The sequence below is a fragment of the Streptomyces sp. NPDC021012 genome (assembly GCF_044333355.1).
Taxonomy (GTDB): domain Bacteria; phylum Actinomycetota; class Actinomycetes; order Streptomycetales; family Streptomycetaceae; genus Streptomyces.
The window spans coordinates 1-15,806 of record NZ_JBIRQU010000023.1; the positions used below are offsets into that span (position 1 = coordinate 1).

General features: G+C 72.9%; 16 protein-coding genes. 6 read left to right on the plus strand and 10 right to left on the minus strand.

Annotated features, from left to right (window positions below; all coding sequences use genetic code 11):
- Together ACH4TP_RS38555 and ACH4TP_RS38560 are read right to left on the minus strand one after the other, a co-directional pair.
- Nucleotides 1-344 (minus strand): hypothetical protein (locus ACH4TP_RS38555; RefSeq protein ID WP_398440530.1); only part of this gene is annotated, 344 nt, incomplete at its 3' end.
- Between the two features lie 128 nt (nt 345-472).
- Nucleotides 473-3,238: an FAD-binding and (Fe-S)-binding domain-containing protein gene (locus ACH4TP_RS38560; RefSeq protein WP_398440531.1), complete on the minus strand. Its 2,766-nt coding sequence runs from the start codon at nt 3,236-3,238 to the stop codon at nt 473-475.
- 51 nt (nt 3,239-3,289) lie between these two features.
- Between ACH4TP_RS38560 and serC the strand changes: the two genes are divergently transcribed.
- Nucleotides 3,290-4,408, plus strand: coding sequence for a phosphoserine transaminase (gene serC / locus ACH4TP_RS38565; protein WP_398183735.1), 1,119 nt, complete (start codon nt 3,290-3,292; stop codon nt 4,406-4,408).
- Between the two features lie 3 nt (nt 4,409-4,411).
- Here serC and ACH4TP_RS38570 read toward each other — a convergent pair whose 3' ends face one another.
- Entirely contained in the window at nt 4,412-5,443 is a 1,032-nt protein-coding gene (locus ACH4TP_RS38570) for a helix-turn-helix domain-containing protein (RefSeq protein WP_398183732.1), read from the minus strand.
- Nucleotides 5,444-5,712: 269 nt separating this feature from the next.
- Here ACH4TP_RS38570 and ACH4TP_RS38575 point away from each other — a divergent pair, with 269 nt between their 5' ends.
- Nucleotides 5,713-6,234 (plus strand): peptidase inhibitor family I36 protein, encoded by a 522-nt coding sequence (locus ACH4TP_RS38575; RefSeq protein WP_398183729.1) that lies wholly within the window; start codon nt 5,713-5,715, stop codon nt 6,232-6,234.
- Nucleotides 6,235-6,249: 15 nt separating this feature from the next.
- On the opposite strand, the gene ACH4TP_RS38580 is transcribed toward ACH4TP_RS38575, so the two are convergent.
- Nucleotides 6,250-7,236: a WD40 repeat domain-containing protein gene (locus tag ACH4TP_RS38580; RefSeq protein WP_398440532.1), complete on the minus strand. Its 987-nt coding sequence runs from the start codon at nt 7,234-7,236 to the stop codon at nt 6,250-6,252.
- 263 nt (nt 7,237-7,499) lie between these two features.
- Between ACH4TP_RS38580 and ACH4TP_RS38585 the strand changes: the two genes are divergently transcribed.
- Both ACH4TP_RS38585 and ACH4TP_RS38590 read left to right on the plus strand, forming a co-directional pair.
- Nucleotides 7,500-8,345 (plus strand): alpha/beta fold hydrolase, encoded by an 846-nt coding sequence (locus ACH4TP_RS38585; RefSeq protein WP_398183723.1) that lies wholly within the window; start codon nt 7,500-7,502, stop codon nt 8,343-8,345.
- 54 nt (nt 8,346-8,399) lie between these two features.
- Nucleotides 8,400-9,080 carry a GDSL-type esterase/lipase family protein gene (locus tag ACH4TP_RS38590; RefSeq protein ID WP_398183720.1) on the plus strand — a complete coding sequence of 227 codons (681 nt, stop codon included), beginning with the start codon at nt 8,400-8,402 and terminating at the stop codon, nt 9,078-9,080.
- Between the two features lie 4 nt (nt 9,081-9,084).
- Here ACH4TP_RS38590 and ACH4TP_RS38595 read toward each other — a convergent pair whose 3' ends face one another.
- Complete coding sequence (locus ACH4TP_RS38595) at nt 9,085-9,507, minus strand: carboxymuconolactone decarboxylase family protein (protein ID WP_398440533.1); 423 nt, start codon at nt 9,505-9,507, stop codon at nt 9,085-9,087.
- A gap of 31 nt (nt 9,508-9,538) precedes the next feature.
- Between ACH4TP_RS38595 and ACH4TP_RS38600 the strand changes: the two genes are divergently transcribed.
- The gene (locus ACH4TP_RS38600; protein WP_398440534.1) at nt 9,539-10,072 is read left to right on the plus strand and encodes a MarR family winged helix-turn-helix transcriptional regulator; all 534 of its coding nucleotides are present in this window, start codon (nt 9,539-9,541) and stop codon (nt 10,070-10,072) included.
- 33 nt (nt 10,073-10,105) lie between these two features.
- Here the strand turns inward: ACH4TP_RS38600 and ACH4TP_RS38605 are convergent, their stop codons facing one another.
- Nucleotides 10,106-11,095 (minus strand): aldo/keto reductase, encoded by a 990-nt coding sequence (locus ACH4TP_RS38605; protein ID WP_389221437.1) that lies wholly within the window; start codon nt 11,093-11,095, stop codon nt 10,106-10,108.
- A gap of 166 nt (nt 11,096-11,261) precedes the next feature.
- Complete coding sequence (gene thpR, locus ACH4TP_RS38610; RefSeq protein WP_398183709.1) at nt 11,262-11,846, minus strand: RNA 2',3'-cyclic phosphodiesterase; 585 nt, start codon at nt 11,844-11,846, stop codon at nt 11,262-11,264.
- 33 nt (nt 11,847-11,879) lie between these two features.
- On the opposite strand from thpR, the gene ACH4TP_RS38615 reads away from it, so the two are divergent.
- Nucleotides 11,880-12,380 carry a GNAT family N-acetyltransferase gene (locus tag ACH4TP_RS38615; RefSeq protein ID WP_398440535.1) on the plus strand — a complete coding sequence of 167 codons (501 nt, stop codon included), beginning with the start codon at nt 11,880-11,882 and terminating at the stop codon, nt 12,378-12,380.
- A 49-nt stretch (nt 12,381-12,429) separates the two neighbouring features.
- Here ACH4TP_RS38615 and ACH4TP_RS38620 read toward each other — a convergent pair whose 3' ends face one another.
- The 3 genes from ACH4TP_RS38620 to ACH4TP_RS38630 all read right to left on the minus strand — a co-directional run bounded on the left by ACH4TP_RS38620 (nt 12,430) and on the right by ACH4TP_RS38630 (nt 15,761).
- Entirely contained in the window at nt 12,430-13,818 is a 1,389-nt protein-coding gene (locus ACH4TP_RS38620; protein ID WP_398440536.1) for a signaling protein, read from the minus strand.
- Between the two features lie 116 nt (nt 13,819-13,934).
- Complete coding sequence (locus ACH4TP_RS38625; RefSeq protein WP_389221445.1) at nt 13,935-15,290, minus strand: MFS transporter; 1,356 nt, start codon at nt 15,288-15,290, stop codon at nt 13,935-13,937.
- 27 nt (nt 15,291-15,317) lie between these two features.
- Nucleotides 15,318-15,761 carry a MarR family transcriptional regulator gene (locus ACH4TP_RS38630; protein ID WP_351184871.1) on the minus strand — a complete coding sequence of 148 codons (444 nt, stop codon included), beginning with the start codon at nt 15,759-15,761 and terminating at the stop codon, nt 15,318-15,320.
- Nucleotides 15,762-15,806 lie beyond the last annotated feature (45 nt).

Sequence of the window (15,806 nt, forward strand, 5' to 3'; positions counted from 1 at the left end):
CCGGGGCGCAGGCCTGAGGGGCCGCAGACGTAGACGGCGACGAGACCGGCGACCTCCGTGCAGTCGTTGGCCTGTGCGGTGAATCCCTGGGGGACCCCTGCTCCGTCTCCGGCCGGTCCGGTCAGCGGCTTGGTGGAGAAGGCGATCACGGTCTTGCCGTCAGGGGTGCCGGACTCCACCTTGGGGGAGAGGCGCGGCGCGGTGCCGGGAGCAGCGACCTGGTCATGCGCCGACAGCTTCAGATCCTCCGCCGCGGCCACCCCCGCCCCCGCCGTCATACCGGCCACGGCCAGCAGGCCCGCCACCCCGGTCATCGCCGCCGCGCGGCGCATGCGCTTGCTCAAGAGTCGTTCCCCCCGGAACAGAAAGAAGGGGGCCATCGCCCCGTACGCAAGGAGTCGGCGCGGCTCTCACTGACACGTGGCAGGGGCGCGTCCGACAAGGTGCATCCTCAGCTTTCCCGAGGTCAGCGTCAAGATCCGGAAGGCTTCAGTCCGCTGTCGATCGCCTCCGCGAGGAGCTCCGCCAGGTGCCGCCCCCGGAAGTCCGTCAGGTCCGCGATCTGGGTCCGGCACGAGAAGCCGTCCGCCAGGACCGTCGCGCCTCCGGCCGCCCTCAGCGCCGGCAGCAGCTGGTCCTCCGCGCAGGTCACCGAGACTTCGTAGTGGCCGGGCTCGAAGCCGAAGTTGCCCGCGAGGCCGCAGCAGCCGCCCGCCAGCTCCCCCGTCAGGCCCGCCCGTTCCCGGAGGCGGCGGTCAGCCGTGTCGCCCAGGACGGCGTGCTGGTGGCAGTGGGTCTGGCCGGTGACGGGGCGGTCGAGGCGGGGCGGGGTCCAGTCGGGGGCGAGGGTTTCCAGGGCTTCCGCGAAGGTGAGGACCGATGCCGCAAGGCGCGCGGCGCGGGGGTCGTCTCCCATCAGCTCCGGGAGGTCGGTGCGGAGGGTGGCCGCGCAGGAGGGTTCGAGGACGACCACCGGGCCCTCCGCCTGCCCCATCACGTCCAGCGTCCGCCGCATCACCTTCCGGGCCGCGCCCAGCTGGCCCGTCGAGACGTACGTGAGGCCGCAGCAGACCCGGCCCGGGGGCAGGTCCACGCCCAGTCCCGCGTCCTCCAGGACGCGGACGGCCGCCTCGCCGACCTCCGGTGCCAGGTGGTTCGTGAAGGTGTCCGGCCACAGGGTGAGCGACGGCGGGCGGGTCGAGGCGCGTTGGGCGAACCAGTACGCGAAGGACCGTTCCGCCACCCTCGGCATCGTCCGCTCCGGCGTCACCCCCGCGAGCCGCGCCGCGAACGGAAGCCCCATCACCGCGTTGAGGCCCCGCCCGAAGTGCGCCAGCCAGCCCGGGAGGCGGCCCATCGTCCAGTGCGAACGCGGCCGCGCGAAGGGCCGCCGCGCGTAGTGCCGGTCGAGGAACTCCGCCTTGTACGCCGCCATGTCGACGCCCACCGGGCAGTCGCTCCGGCAGCCCTTGCAGGACAGGCACAGGTCGAGGGCCTCCCGGACCTCCTCCGAGCGCCAGCCGTCGGTGATCACCTCGCCGAGCGCCATCTCGTGAAGGAGCCGCGCCCGGCCCCGGGTGGAGTGCTTCTCCTCCCCCGTCGCCCGGTACGAGGGACACATCACGCCCGGCCCCGTACTCGGCCCTTCGACGCGGCACTTGGCCACGCCCACGCACCGGGCCGCGGCCCTTCCCACCCCCACCACCGGCAGGCCCTCGAAGCGGAGCCCCTCGTCGAGTCGCCGCGGCCGCACCAGCATCCCCGGGTTCAGGCCCCCGTCCGGGTCCCACACGTCCTTGACCGCGCCGAAGAGGCCGACGAGCTCCTCCCCGTACATCCTCGGCAGCAGCTCGGCCCGCGCCTGCCCGTCGCCGTGCTCCCCGGAGAGCGAGCCGCCGTGGGCGACCACGAGGTCGGCGACGGCCTCGGAGAAGCGCCGGAAGTCCCGTACGCCCTTCCCCGTCCACAGGTCGAAGTCGATGCGGACGTGCACGCAGCCGTCCCCGAAGTGCCCGTACGGGACTCCCCTGAGGCCGAAATCGGCCAGCAGCGCGCGGAAGTCACGGAGGTACGCGCCGAGCCGTGCCGGCGGCACCGCGCAGTCCTCCCAGCCCGGCCAGGCGTCCCCGCCTCCCGGCATCCGGGTCGCCGTCCCCGCCGCGTCCTCCCGGATCCGCCACAGCGCCCGCTGCCCGGCCGCCTCCCGCACCACGGCCGCGTCCAGCGCGTCGGCCGCCCGGACCAGATCGGCGGCGGCCCGAGCGCCGTCCACCTCGCAGAACAGCCACGCCGCACCCTTGGGGAGCCCTGACGCCCCCCGTACGAGATCCGCCGCCATCCCCTCCACCGTCAGCGGCCCGTACGGGAGCAGTCCCGCCGCCGCGTCCGCCGCCGCGCTCTCGTCCGCGTACCCCAGGACGACGAGGACCGGCTCGGCGGGCAGCGGGACGAGGGTGACGGTCGCCTCCGTCACCACCCCCAGGGTCCCCTCGCTGCCGACGAAGGAGCGGACGACGTCCCGGCCCCGCTCGGGCAGCAGCGCGTCGAGGGCGTACCCCGAGATGCGGCGCGGGAGCCCTTCCGGGTAGCCGGTGCGGAGGAGGGCCAGGTTGCGGTCGACGAGGTCGAGGAGTCCGGGGGGCGCGCCCCGCCCGTCCCGCCCCAATGTCAACCTCTCGCCCCGGTAGGTCACCACTTCCAGCGAGCGCACGTTGTCCGCCGTGGTCCCCCAGGCGACGGAGTGCGCCCCGCAGGCGTTGTTGCCGATCATGCCGCCGAGGGTGCAGCGGCTGTGGGTGGACGGGTCGGGGCCGAAGGTCAGCCCGTGGGGGCGGGCCGCATCCCGCAGCCGGTCGAGGACGAGGCCGGGCCGGACGACCGCCGTCCGCGCCTCGGGATCCAGGGAGACGATCCCGCCCATGTGCCGTGTGAGGTCGAGCACGACGCCGGTGCCGGTCGCCTGGCCTCCGATGGAGGTCCCGGCGCCCCGCGCGACGACCGGGGTGGCGCCGTGCGCCCGGCACGCCTCCAGGACGGCGGCGACGTCGGCGGCGTCGCGCGGCGCGACCGTACCGGCAGGCACGCGGCGGTAGTTGGAGGCGTCCATCGTCGCGAGCGCCCTCGCGGTGACGGAGAAATCGACGTCTCCGCGCACTGCGGCGCGCAGCTCGGAGGCGAGTCCGGGCAGGTCTTCCTCGTGTGTTCCCACAACGCCAGGATGTCCCACTCCTCGTCTCATCGGGCGGACATCCGGCGACCGGCCCCTCCCCGACCCGATACTCTCCGCCTCGTGGCTGAGATCCAGATTCCCGCTGACATCAAGCCCGCCGACGGCCGTTTCGGCGCGGGCCCCTCCAAGGTGCGTACGGAGGCGCTGGACGCCCTGGCCGCCACCGGCACCTCCCTCCTCGGCACGTCCCACCGCCAGGCTCCGGTCAAGAACCTGGTCGGCGAGGTACGTGCCGGCATCTCCGACCTCTTCTCGCTGCCCGAGGGCTACGAGGTGATCCTGGGCAACGGCGGCTCCACCGCCTTCTGGGACGTCGCGACCCACGGACTCATCGAGAACAAGTCGCAGCACCTCACCTTCGGCGAGTTCTCCTCCAAGTTCGCGAAGGCCGCCAAGCTGGCTCCCTGGCTCGCCGAGCCGACCGTGGTCTCCTCCGACCCGGGCACCCACCCGGAGCCGGTGGCCGAGGCGGGCGTCGACGTCTACGCGTACACCCACAACGAGACCTCCACCGGTGTCGCCGCCCCGATCAAGCGGGTCGCGGGCGCCGACGAGGGCGCGCTCGTCCTGGTCGACGCGACCTCCGGCGCGGGCGGCCTCCCGGTCGACATCACCGAGTCGGACGTCTACTACTTCGCCCCGCAGAAGTCCTTCGCCGCCGAGGGCGGCCTGTGGCTCGCGGCCTTCTCCCCGGCCGCCCTGGAGCGGGCGCGGAAGATCCACGCCTCGGGCCGCCACATCCCCGAGTTCTTCTCCCTCCCCACGGCGATCGACAACTCGCTCAAGAACCAGACGTACAACACCCCGGCCCTCTCGACCCTCTTCCTGCTCAACGAGCAGCTGAAGTGGATCAACGGCCAGGGCGGTCTGGACTGGGCCGTGGCCCGGACGAAGGAGTCCTCGGACGCCCTCTACACGTGGGCCGAGGAGTCCAAGTACGCCTCGCCGTTCGTGGCGGACGCCGCCAAGCGCTCGCAGGTCATCGGCACGATCGACTTCTCGGACGACGTCGACGCGGCGGCCGTCGCCAAGGTGCTGCGCGCCAACGGCATCGTGGACACCGAGCCGTACCGCAAGCTGGGCCGCAACCAGCTCCGCATCGCGATGTTCCCGGCGATCGACCCGGCGGACGTGCGGGCGCTGACGGCCTGCATCGACTACGTCATCGGACAGCTCTGACCTTCACGGTCGTACGGAGGGCCCGGCGTCGGACACGACCGACGCCGGGCCCTTCGGCGTGCGCGGCGGGGCCGGTGGCCCCTCCTGCCGGAAGTCGCTCGGCGCCATGCCGTACGCGCGGCGGAAGGCCCGGCTGAAGTCGGCCTGGTGCCGGAAGCCCCACCGGCTCGCGATCTCGCCGATCGTGCGGTGGCCGAGGCGCGGGTCGGCGAGGTCCGCGCGGCTGCGTTCGAGGCGGAGCCGCCGGATCGTGGCGCCGATCGTCTCCGGTTCCTCGCGGAAGAGCAGGTGGAGCAGGCGTACGGAGATGTGGTGGTGGGCCGCGACGACGGCGGGGCCGAGCCCGGGGTCGGACAGGTTGTGGTCGACGAAGGCGCGGATGCGGGCCCGCAGGACCTGCTGCCGGGTCTCGGCCGGCAGGGGCACGGGGCTGTCGCCGGCGGCGGAGAGGAAGGCGGCGACGAGGTCGCTCGCGACGCCGCCGAGACGCCGCAGCTCGGCGGCGTCGCAGCCGCCGGCCTGGGCGCGGAGCCCGTTCAGGTAGGAGACGAGCAGCGCCCCCGAGCCGGTCCGGGAGGGCAGTGCGGTGCTGAGCAGACGGTCCATCCGGTCCTGGGGCAGCGGGATGCGGGCCCGGGGAAGTCGCAGCAGACTGACCTCGGGGAGTCGCCCCTCGTCGCGGAACTCGCTGCTCAGGGGGTGCGAGGAATCGAAGACCGCCAGGTCCCCCACGCGGAGGAGGGAGTTGTTGCGGCGCTGCTCCATGCCGATGGAGCTGCCGTGGACGAGGAAGAGGAAGTAGTCCTCGGGGTCCCCGCGCCGGATCTGGGCGGCGTCCCGCCGGGCGGACAGCGGGGAGAAGGCGAAGGTGGCGAGGTCGGTGTCGCCCAACTCGACGGCCGTGGTGGTCGCTTGGAAGCGCTCGACGTACGGACTGGTGATCGACACCCGCATGACCGCTTCGTCGATCATCTGCGCCCACCACTCGAAGCCGTCGCGTGCGCTGAAGTTCGTGGTGGAGACGGATGCGCTCACCCTCACCTCCCCGGTGATGTGTACACGCCCATCGTGGATGGCGGGGCGGGCGCCGGGACAGCGGGATGTCGGTCAACTCGCGTGAAAACAGCGGTCTTTTGCGCCCGATGTCACGTGACTCTGCGCTCAACGCCAACGACGCGCCCGGACCACGCACCGCACAGTGGTCCCACCCCCGGCACCGCGCCGGGCGGACGACGAAGGGATGACCAGTGGCAGTGCGGAGTTCCTTACGGACACACGGGTGGGCGAAGGCCTTCACCGCCCTCATGCTGGCGCTCCTGGCCCTCGTGGCCGCACCGAGCGCGGCCGGAGCGGCCACGGGCGGCGACGCGTTCGCGGCGCAGGCCAGGTCCGCCGGGCTGACCGGTGCGCAGGCGAAGAGCCTGCAGAAGCAGGTCGACGCCTACCTGGCGAAGAGCGGGGGAACCCAGGTCGGCGCGAACAAGATCGCCCTGCCGGGCGGGGAGCTGCTGCTCCCGCTCCCGGGGGAGGAGCGAGCCCGGGACCTCGACGCCCCGGCGGGCGTCGCGGCGGCCAGCTGCCCCTACACGTACGTGTGCGCGTACTACGGCCAGAACTACACGGGGTCCGAGCTGCGCCTCTTCACCTGCAACTACCCCGTGTACATCAACTGGTACACGACCGGATCGTGGATCAACAACCAGCGCGCGGAGCTCAGGGCGAAGTTCTACGACAAGAGCGGCGTCCTCCGTTGGACCTCGCCCGGCGGCTACAGCTCGGACCCCGCCGCCGACTGGCGCTGGGTGGGGTACCTGAGCCCCTGCTGACCCGCTCCCCCGCCCTCAGCCCCGGCGCAGCAGGCGTTTGACGCCGACGACGAGGACGGTGGCTCCGGCGAGGACGAGGAAGCCGACGGTGACGTTGCCCTTCTCGCCCTCGGCGGCGCCCGCCGCCGGGGGCTTCGGCGTGCCGCCCGGCGTCCGCGTCGGCTCCTCGGAAGGCCCCCCGGAGGTGCGGTCCACCCGCACCACCCGGCTGTTCTTCCCCTCCGAGCCGAACATGAAGGCCGAGCCGTCGGTCGTGTACGTCACCGATTCGGCCTGGCCCTGGAAGGGGGCGGCGATCGGCGTGCCCTGGTCGGCGAGGCGGCCGTCCTTCCAGGCGTACTCCTCGGCGCTGAAGTAGCCACGCAGGACGAGGCGGTCGCCGCCCGGGGAGAAGGCGCCGTCGGTCACCCAGGGGACGTCGTCGACGCGCCGGAAGACGTTCGTGCCGGACGGGGAGAGGTGCTCGGGGCCCGCGTAGAGGCCGCCGCCCTTCTGGTTCTTGCTCGCGATGTAGACCCGGCCGGTCTTCGGATGGACCATCAGGGCCTCCGCGTTGCGGGCCCCGTCGGCGTACTTCACGACGTACTGCCTCGCCTTGACGGTCTGGTCCTTCAGCGTCTTCGGCTCGGGGAAGCGGTAGATCCAGACGTGGTCCCAGGTGCCGTCGCGGTTGTCGCCGATGTCGCCGACGTAGATGTCGCCGTCCGGGCCGACGGCGATCGCCTCCATGTCGCGGGGGGTGCCGACGCCGGCCATGGTCAGGGTCGCGACGGTCTTTCCCGTACGGGAGTCGACGCCGTAGATCAGGGGCGCGTCCTGGTCGTTGTGCGTCCAGTAGATCCCGGGGTGGGCCCGGCTCGCGGCGAGTCCGCTGGACTCGGTGATCCGGGGGTCCTCGATCGTGAAGTCCCGGTCGGGTTCCTGCCCTTCGGCACGGGCGTGGGCGGCCGGGAGCAGCACCAGGGCGGCGGCCGCGCCGAGGGCGCAGAGAGCAGATCGCATGGGTTCAAGCCTGCCACGGCGGGCGGAAAACCCGGGGAGGCCCGGGGGCTCGGGGGGCCCAGGGGCTCGGGGGCCCGGGGCAGCCCGGGGGCCCGGGGCAGCCCGGGGGCCCGGGGCAGCCCGGGGGCCCGGGGCAGCCCGGGGGCCCGGGGCAGCCCGGGGGGCCCGGGGGGCCCGGGGGGGACCCAGGGAGGCCCGGGGGCCCCAGGGAGGCCCGCGGAAACCCGTTTGACCAGGACCGGAACCGCTGTCATGGTCGCGCCATGCCTACCTTCCCCGCCCCCGACGGCACCCTGCTCGCGTACCACGTGTCCGGTTCCGGCGAGCCGCTGATCTGTCTGCCCGGCGGTCCGATGCAGGACTCCGCCTATCTGGGGGACCTCGGCGGTCTCGACGCCCATCGGACGCTGATCCGCCTCGACCTGCGGGGCACGGGTGCCTCGGCGGTGCCGGAGGACGCGGCCTCGTACCGCTGCGACCGGCTCGTGGAGGACGTGGAGGCGCTGCGGGCGCACCTCGGGCTGGAGGCGGTCGACCTGCTCGGGCACTCGGCGGGCGCGAACCTGGCCGCGCTGTACGTGACCCGGCATCCGGAGCGGGTGGCGCGGCTCGTGCTCGTGACGCCGGGCGCGGCGGCACCGGGGCTGGTGACGACCGGGGAGGAGCGGCTCGCGGCGGCCCGGCAGGCATGGCGCGAGGAGGAGCCCTGGTTCGGTCCGGCGTACGCGGCACTCGAGGAACTGGCGGCGGGGCGGGGGACGGCGGAGACCTTCCAGGCCGTGGCGCCGTTCTTCCACGGGACCTGGGACGAGGCCGCGCGGCAGCGGAACGCGGACACGGTGGAACAGCGGAACGGGGAGGCCGCCGGCGTCTACGCGAGCGAGGGCGCCTTCGAACCGGACGCCACGCGCGCGGTGTTCGCGGGGTTCGACCGGCCGGTCCTGGTCGTCGCCGGGGAGGGCGACGCGAACACGCCGGTGCCGACGGCCACGGCGTACGCGGAGCTGTTCCCGGAGGCGGAGCTCGCGGTCCTGGCGGGGGCGGGGCACTTCCCGTGGCACGACGACGCGGAGTGGTTCGCGGACCGCCTGGCCGGCTTCCTGAAGTAGGCCCGTGTCCCGGATCACGTCGAGGTCCGGGCCCGGGTCCGGGAAGATGTGAGCATGCGTTTTCTGTTCGTCGGCGACAGCATGACCATTGGACGCGCCGGCGACTGGACCTGGCGTTACCGCATGTGGGAGCACCTGGAGGCGACGCTCCCCGGCGGGTACGAGATCGTCGGCCCGCGCTCCGGTCTGTACGACCCCGCCGTCGACGCCCCGGCCTCGGAGGCGTACCCCGATCCGGCGTTCCCCGCCGGGGCCAGGCGCCATCTGGCGGGCTGGGGCGAGGGCTGGCTGCACATGGCGCCGGTGATCGGCGAGGCGGTCGCGGCGACCGGGGCGGACGTCCTGCTGGTCTCCCTCGGCCTGATCGACCTGGGTTTCTACACGAACAGCGACCAGACGGAGGAGAACGTCCGGGCGTTCGTCGAGGGCGCGCGGGCCGCGAACCCGCGCGTCCGGGCGGTCCTCCTGCCGGTCATCCCGAACGTCCGCGCCGGGTACGACGCCGCCTTCGCCGCCGAGTGCGCCCGCCTGAACGAGCTGCTCGCGAAGGCGGTCGCCGACCTGGACACGGCGGCCTCGCCGCTCCTCCTGGCGACGGTCCCGGAGTCGTACGACCTCCGGACGGACACCTACGACGGCACGCACCCCGGCCCGAGCGGCGAGCACAAGCTGGCGGCCGCGTTCGCCGACGCGATGCACCAGGCGTGGGGCGTGGGCGGCCCGTACGCCGTCTGACGGTTCAGGCGGCGCGGACCAGGCGGTTCGCGAAGGTCGACACCGTGTACGTACCGATGCCGAGGACGACCTCCAGGGCGTTGCGGCGGGTGTAGCCGGCCTTCTCGAAGTCGGCGAGGTCCCCGTCGCTCACCGCACCGGAGGAGGCGAGGACCCGGAGGGTGAACGCCCGCACGGCGGCGAGGCGTTCGGCGTCGGGGGCCGGGCCGAGGGCGGCCATCTTGGCCTCGTGCATGTCGACGCAGAGGTGGCACTGGTTGCGTTCGGCGACGGTCAGGATGACGGTCTCGCGGGAGTGCGGGTCGAGGGTGGCGGACTCGAAGACCGCGCTGAGCTCGAGGAAGGCGTCGAGGGTCTCCGGGGAGGTCTCCTTGAGGAGGGCGACGGCGGCGGCGGTGCGGGCGGGCAGGTCGAGCGGTGCGGACAAGGCGGTTCCCCCACGGACTAGAATGGACAACATGGTTGACGATGTCGCTGGAGAAAACGTAAACCAGGTTGTCGATATGGACAAGGGGGTGCCCGTGCGCGACACACCCGGGTACGAACTTCCCCTGCTCCTCTTCGGCGGCTTCCGCACCCTCATCGACCGGCTCCACGCCCGCCTCGCCGCCGAGGGCCACCCCGACCTGCGCCCGGCCCACGGCTTCGCCATGCAGGCGATCGGGGCCGAGGGCGCCACCGCGAGCGACATCGGGCGGCGCCTCGGCGTCTCCAAGCAGGCCGCCGGCAAGACCGTCGACCGGCTGCTCGCCGCCGGCTACGCCGAGCGCGCCGACGACCCCGCCGACGCGCGCCGCAAACTCGTCCGGCTCACCCCGCGCGGATACGAGGCCCTCGCCCGCTCCGCCGCGATCTTCGACGACCTGCGGGCGGAGTGGATCGCGACCCTCGGCGCGGACCGCGTCCGGGACATGGAGGCGGCCCTGCGGAACGTCGTCCCCGAGGAGACGGCGTTCCGCCTGGACGCCACCAGCTGGCTGGGAACCCCCTAGGAAGAACCCCCAGGAAGAGCCCCTAGGAAGAGGTCACCAGGCGAAGGCCTCCGGAGACGGCCCCGGCCCCGGGAAGACCTCGTCGAGGCCGGCCAGGAGCTCTTCGCTCAGTTCGAGCTCCAGGGCGCGCAGGGCGCCCGCCAGCTGCTCCGGGGTGCGGGGGCCGACGATCGGGCCGGTGACGCCGGGGCGGGTGAGCAGCCAGGCGAGGGCCGTCTCGCCGGGCTGGAGGCCGTGCTTGTCGAGCAGGTCCTCGTAGGCCTGGAGCTGCGCCCGCACCGCCGGGTCGGCGAGCGTGGCCGCCGCGCGGCCCTCGGTGCGCCGCTTGCCCTCGGTCTCCTTCTTGAGGACGCCGCCGAGCAGACCGCCGTGCAGCGGCGACCAGGGGATGACCCCGAGGCCGTACTCCTGGGCGGCCGGGATCACCTCCATCTCGGCGCGCCGCTCGAACAGGTTGTAGAGGCACTGCTCGCTGACGAGCCCGACCGCGCCGCGCCGGGCGGCGATCTCGTTGGCCTGGGCGATCTTGTACCCGGGGAAGTTGGAGGATCCCGCGTACAGCACCTTGCCCTGCTGGACGAGGACGTCGACGGCCTGCCAGATCTCCTCGAAGGGAGTGGCGCGGTCGACGTGGTGGAACTGGTAGACGTCGATGTAGTCGGTGCCGAGGCGCTTCAGGCTGGCCTCGACGGCCCGCCGGATGTTCAGGGCGGACAGCTTGTCGTGGTTGGGCCAGGCCTCGCCGTCGGGGCCCATGTTCCCGTAGACCTTGGTGGCGAGGACCGTGCGGTCACGGCGGCCGTCGCCCTTGGCGAACCAGGAGCCGACGATCTCCTCCGTCCGCCCCTTGTTCTCGCCCCAGCCGTACACATTGGCCGTGTCGAAGAAGTTGAGCCCCGCGTCGAGGGCGGTGTCCATGATGGCGTGACTGGTGGCTTCGTCCGTCTGCGGTCCGAAGTTCATCGTCCCGAGGACGAGTCGGCTGACCTTGAGTCCGGTGCGTCCGAGCTGCGTGTACTCCATGGGGGTCAAGCCAACTGCTTCGAGTGCGCTCGAAGCAAGGGACTTCCCACAGCGTGGGTACGGGGGGCTACTGGCCGACCAGCGAGGCCACCGCGACGATCGCGAACATCAGTACGAGCACACCGGCCATGATCCGGTTTCGGGTCTTCGGGTCCACCAGACGAGGTTAACCCGACCGCTCCTCCGGCCCCTCAAGGGGCCAGGTCCCGACCGTCTCGTACCGGGGCTGCGCGCCCGGCACCCCGCCCCCCGGCAGGTTCGACCGCACGAGCACCAGCTCCCCGACCCGCCACCTCGTCCCCTCGAACCCCCCGAGCTCCTCCACGAACGAACCGAGCCCCACCCCGTCCCCCCGCGCCCGGCCGACGGTCAGATGCGCCTGGTAGCGGCGGTGCTCCTCCATCGACACCCCCGACCGCCGCGCCGCCGCGTCCGACCGCTCCGCGAGCAGCCGCAGCGTCTCCAGATCCCCGGCCACCCCCGCCCACAGCGCCCGCCGCCCGAAGTGCCCGCCCCCGTGCAGCCGCAGGGAGAAGGGCGGCGTCCGGTGCGCCGCCCTCTCCATCCGCACCCGCAGCTCCGGCAGCAGCTCCTCCCCGACCTCCCCCATGAACGCGAGCGTCAGGTGCCACCCGTCCCGTCCGGTCCACCGCAGCCGCTCGGCCCCGGGCAGCCCACGCAGCCGCCCGACGACCTGCCCCAGCTCGTCGAGACGCTCCGGGGGCGGCACGACGGCGGCGAAGAGCCTCATGACAGAAGTCTGGCACCACCTATCCTCTCCGGCATGAAGATCCGGAAGGGCACGACAGAAGACCTCCCCGCGATACTCGCGATACTCGACAGCGCCGTGGTGTGGCTGAACGGCAAGGGGATCACCGCCCAGTGGGGCACGGAGTCGTTCTCCGGACGGCCCAAGGCGGTGGAGCAGGTCGCGCGGACGATGGCCGAGGGTGATCCGTGGATCGTGGAGATCGACGGGGTGCCGGCGGGCACGATGACGCTGACGCCGCACCCGGGCCAGTACATCGAGCCGGCCGACGAGCCGGAGGTGTACGTGCGGCTGCTGGCGACGGACGCGCGTTTCCACGGGCACGGGGTGGGCGCGGCGCTCCTGGCCCACGCCGAGGCCGAGACCCGGCGCCGGGGGGTGTCGCTGCTCCGCGTGGACTGCTTCGCGGGCAGCGAGGGGCGGCTGGTCGCGTACTACGAGGGGCAGGGGTTCACCCGTACGGAGACGTTCGAGGTGAACGACTGGCCGGGGCAGGTGCTGGAGCGGCGGGTGTGAGGAGGCCCGGAAAGGGCCGTTGCCCCGGCCCGCCGCCCGGTCGGTTCGGTCAGCTGGTGAAGTAGCCGGCGTCCAGTGCGATCCAGCCGGCGAAACCGCGCTCGTCGTAGACGCGCAGCTGACCGTCGGGGGTGACCTCCCAGCGGACGGCGAGGGGGCCGGTGATCGTGCCGGCGCCGGTCGCCGTGCCCACCATGCCCTGGGTGCGGCCGGGGCGGAGGTGCTGCGGGAGCGTGAGGATCGTCGTACCGCTGGCCCACGGCTTCCCGTCGACGCGGGTCACCCGGAGGCGGAGGTCGACGCGGTCGCCCGACTGGCGGTACTGCGGGCGGTAGCTGTCGGTGGCGGTGAAGGCGGGGTCGTAGGCCAGGTCGGTCCACGGGACGGTGGTGCCGGAGATGCCGTAGAGGGCCATGTGTCGTGTCTCCTGGGTGGCGAAGCCGAAGACGAGCTGCGGCCCCGCGGGCGTTCGGCGGACGGTGATCGCTTCGGTCTCGCGGTGGGTCAGGTCGAGCGCGGTGGCGTTGAAGGTCCGCTCGACCACCGCGCCGGTGAGGACGTCGTAGACGGTCCACCAGGAGTTGCCGGGACTCGGGTTGGTGGCGCTGTAGGCGCTGCCCTGGTTCTGGTAGAGGAGGTTCCCGTACAGGCACCAGGACTGGGTGGTGTACTGCGCCGGGAAGCTGCGGTCCGGGGTGAAGACGCGGTTCTTGAAGGCGTCGAGCCCGTAGACGCGGTACTCCGCGGCGCCGGTCGACGACACGTGGCGGACCGCGATGCGGCCGTGGTCGAGGTCCAGGGCCGGGGTGACGGACGAGGCGCCGGGGACGGGGTCGAAGACCTCGACGAGGCTGCTCCCCGCGTCGACGACGGCACCGGGCGTGAACGCGATCCGGCCGATGTGCCTGCCGTAGGCGAAGCCCTCGGCGACGCGGTCCGCGTCGGTCTCCAGCCAGAGCCAGGGCGTGCCGTCGACGTGCTCGACGCCGAGTCCGCCGCCGTGGCCGAAGCCCCGCAGGTGCATGACGGCGAGGACCGTGCCGTCGGGCGCGAGCTGGTTGACGCAGAGGTCGCCCCGCTGGTTGCGGTCCGTCGTGGACAGCGCGGGAGCGTTCGGGTCCTCGTCCGGGAGGCGGCGGCCGCCGCTCATGAGCTGTACGGCATAGGCCAGGCCGGTCACCGGGTCGAAGGCGACCTGCTGGTGCACCCTGGTGTGTTCGAGGAGGATCTCCCTGCCGAGCAGATCGGCGGGCTGGGACTTCAGGTCGAACCTGTGCCCCTCGGGCAGGGTGACGGCGGCGGGCCAGACCGCGGGCTCGGCCGTCGGGAGGGCCGTCTGCGGGACGGCCGCCTGCGCGGCTCCGGCGGGAGCGAGGGCGGGCGCGAGGACCGGAGCGGCGGCCATCGCGGTCAGGACGTTGCGGCGGGTCAGCGGCATGGGCGTGCAAGCCCCCCTTTTCCTTGATCATCACCTGCACGGCCCGGCGATCTTCGCACGCGCGAGCGAGAGGTCAAGGGGGGCCCGGCACCTTCAGGCCGGCCGGACGCCCGCGCCTACGCGGCCGTCGCCAGCTGCTCGCGCGGGACGAACCGGACCCGCGGGTGCCCGTGGTGCCAGCCCATCGCGACCTTGAGGCCGCCGACGCGGGCGAGGACGAGGCCGATGCCGACCGCCGCCACGAGGGAGATCACGCCGCCCGTGGCGAAGCCGACGCGGGCGCCGTAGGTGTCGGTGACCCAGCCGAGGAGCGGGGCGCCGATCGGGGTGCCGCCGGCGAAGACCATCATGTAGAGGCTCATGACCCGGCCCCGCATGGCGGGGTCGGTGGCCATCTGGACGGCCGAGTTCGCGGTGATGTTGACCGTGAGGCCGATCATGCCGATGGGCACGAGCAGCAGCGCGAACAGCCAGAACGTCGGCGACAGGGCCGCCGCGACCTCCAGGACGCCGAAGACGGCGGCGGCGGTCACCAGCATCCGCAGCCGGGTCGAGCCGCGGCGGGCGGCGGCGAGGGCGCCCACGAGGGAGCCGGCCGCCATGAGGGTGTTGAGGAGGCCGTACGAGCCGGCGCCGACGTGGAAGACCTCGCCGGAGAAGGCGGTGAGCCAGATCGGGAAGTTGAACCCGAAGGTGCCGATGAAGCCGACGAGGACGATCGGCCAGATCAGGTCCGGCCGCCCTGCCACGTACCGCAGCCCCTCCCGCAGCTGGCCCTTGCCGCGCGAGACGCGCTCCACCTTGTGGAGCTCGCCCGTCCGCATGAGCAGCAGGCTCACGAGGGGCGCGAGGAAGGAGAGGCCGTTGAGCAGGAAGGCCCATCCGCTGCCGACCCCGGCGATGAGGACACCGGCGACGGCGGGCCCGACGAGCCGCGCGGACTGGAAGTTCGCGGAGTTCAGGGAGACGGCGTTGCGGAGCTGCTCGGGGCCGACCATCTCGGAGACGAAGGTCTGCCGGGCGGGGTTGTCGACGACGGTCACCATGCCGAGCAGGAACGCGATCACGTACACGTGCCAGACCTGGATGGATCCGGAGAGGGTGAGCGCGGCGAGCGCGAGCCCGCACAGCCCGAGGGCGGCCTGGCTGACGAGCAGCAGGCGCCGCTTCGGGTAGCGGTCGGCGATGACACCGCCGTACAGCCCGAAGAGCAGCATCGGCAGGAACTGCAGGGCCGTCGTGATGCCGACGGCGGCGGCCGAGCCGGTGAGGCTCAGGACCAGCCAGTCCTGGGTGATCCGGGCCATCCACGTACCGGTGTTGGAGACGATCGCTCCGGTGAAGAACAGCCGGTAGTTCCGGATCCCGAGCGAGGAGAAGGTGTCCCCGAAGAGGGTTCCTCCCCGCCCGCGGGTGTCGGGGGTGGGTTGATGGACGGGTGCGGAGTCTGCTGCTCCGTGTCCCGTACTCAAAGTGCGTCGCCTCCTTGGCGCATCGGTTCAGAGATGGGCGAGCTTCTCCAGGACCGGGGCGGCCGCGCGCAGCTTCGCCCATTCGTCCTCGTCCAGGCCTTCGGCGAGGGCGGCCAGCCAGGCGTTCCGCTTGCGGCGGGACTCTTCGAGCATGGCTTCGGCCTGCTCGGTCTGGCTGACGACCTTCTGCCGGCGGTCGTCGGGGTGCGGCTCCAGCCGGACCAGTCCCTTGGCTTCGAGCAGCGCGACGATGCGGGTCATCGAGGGCGGCTGGACGTGCTCCTTGCGGGCCAGCTCACCGGGGGTGGCGGAGCCGCAGAGCGACAGGGTGCCGAGCACCGACATCTCGGTGGGGCTCAGCGACTCGTCGACGCGCTGGTGCTTGAGACGTCGGCCCAGTCGCATGACGGAGGAGCGGAGCGCGTTCACGGCCGCGGCGTCGTCGGCGGTGCCGTGGGACAGATCTGGCATGTTCGTTAGCCTAACTCATTACTCTGTCTAAATACCAACGGGAGG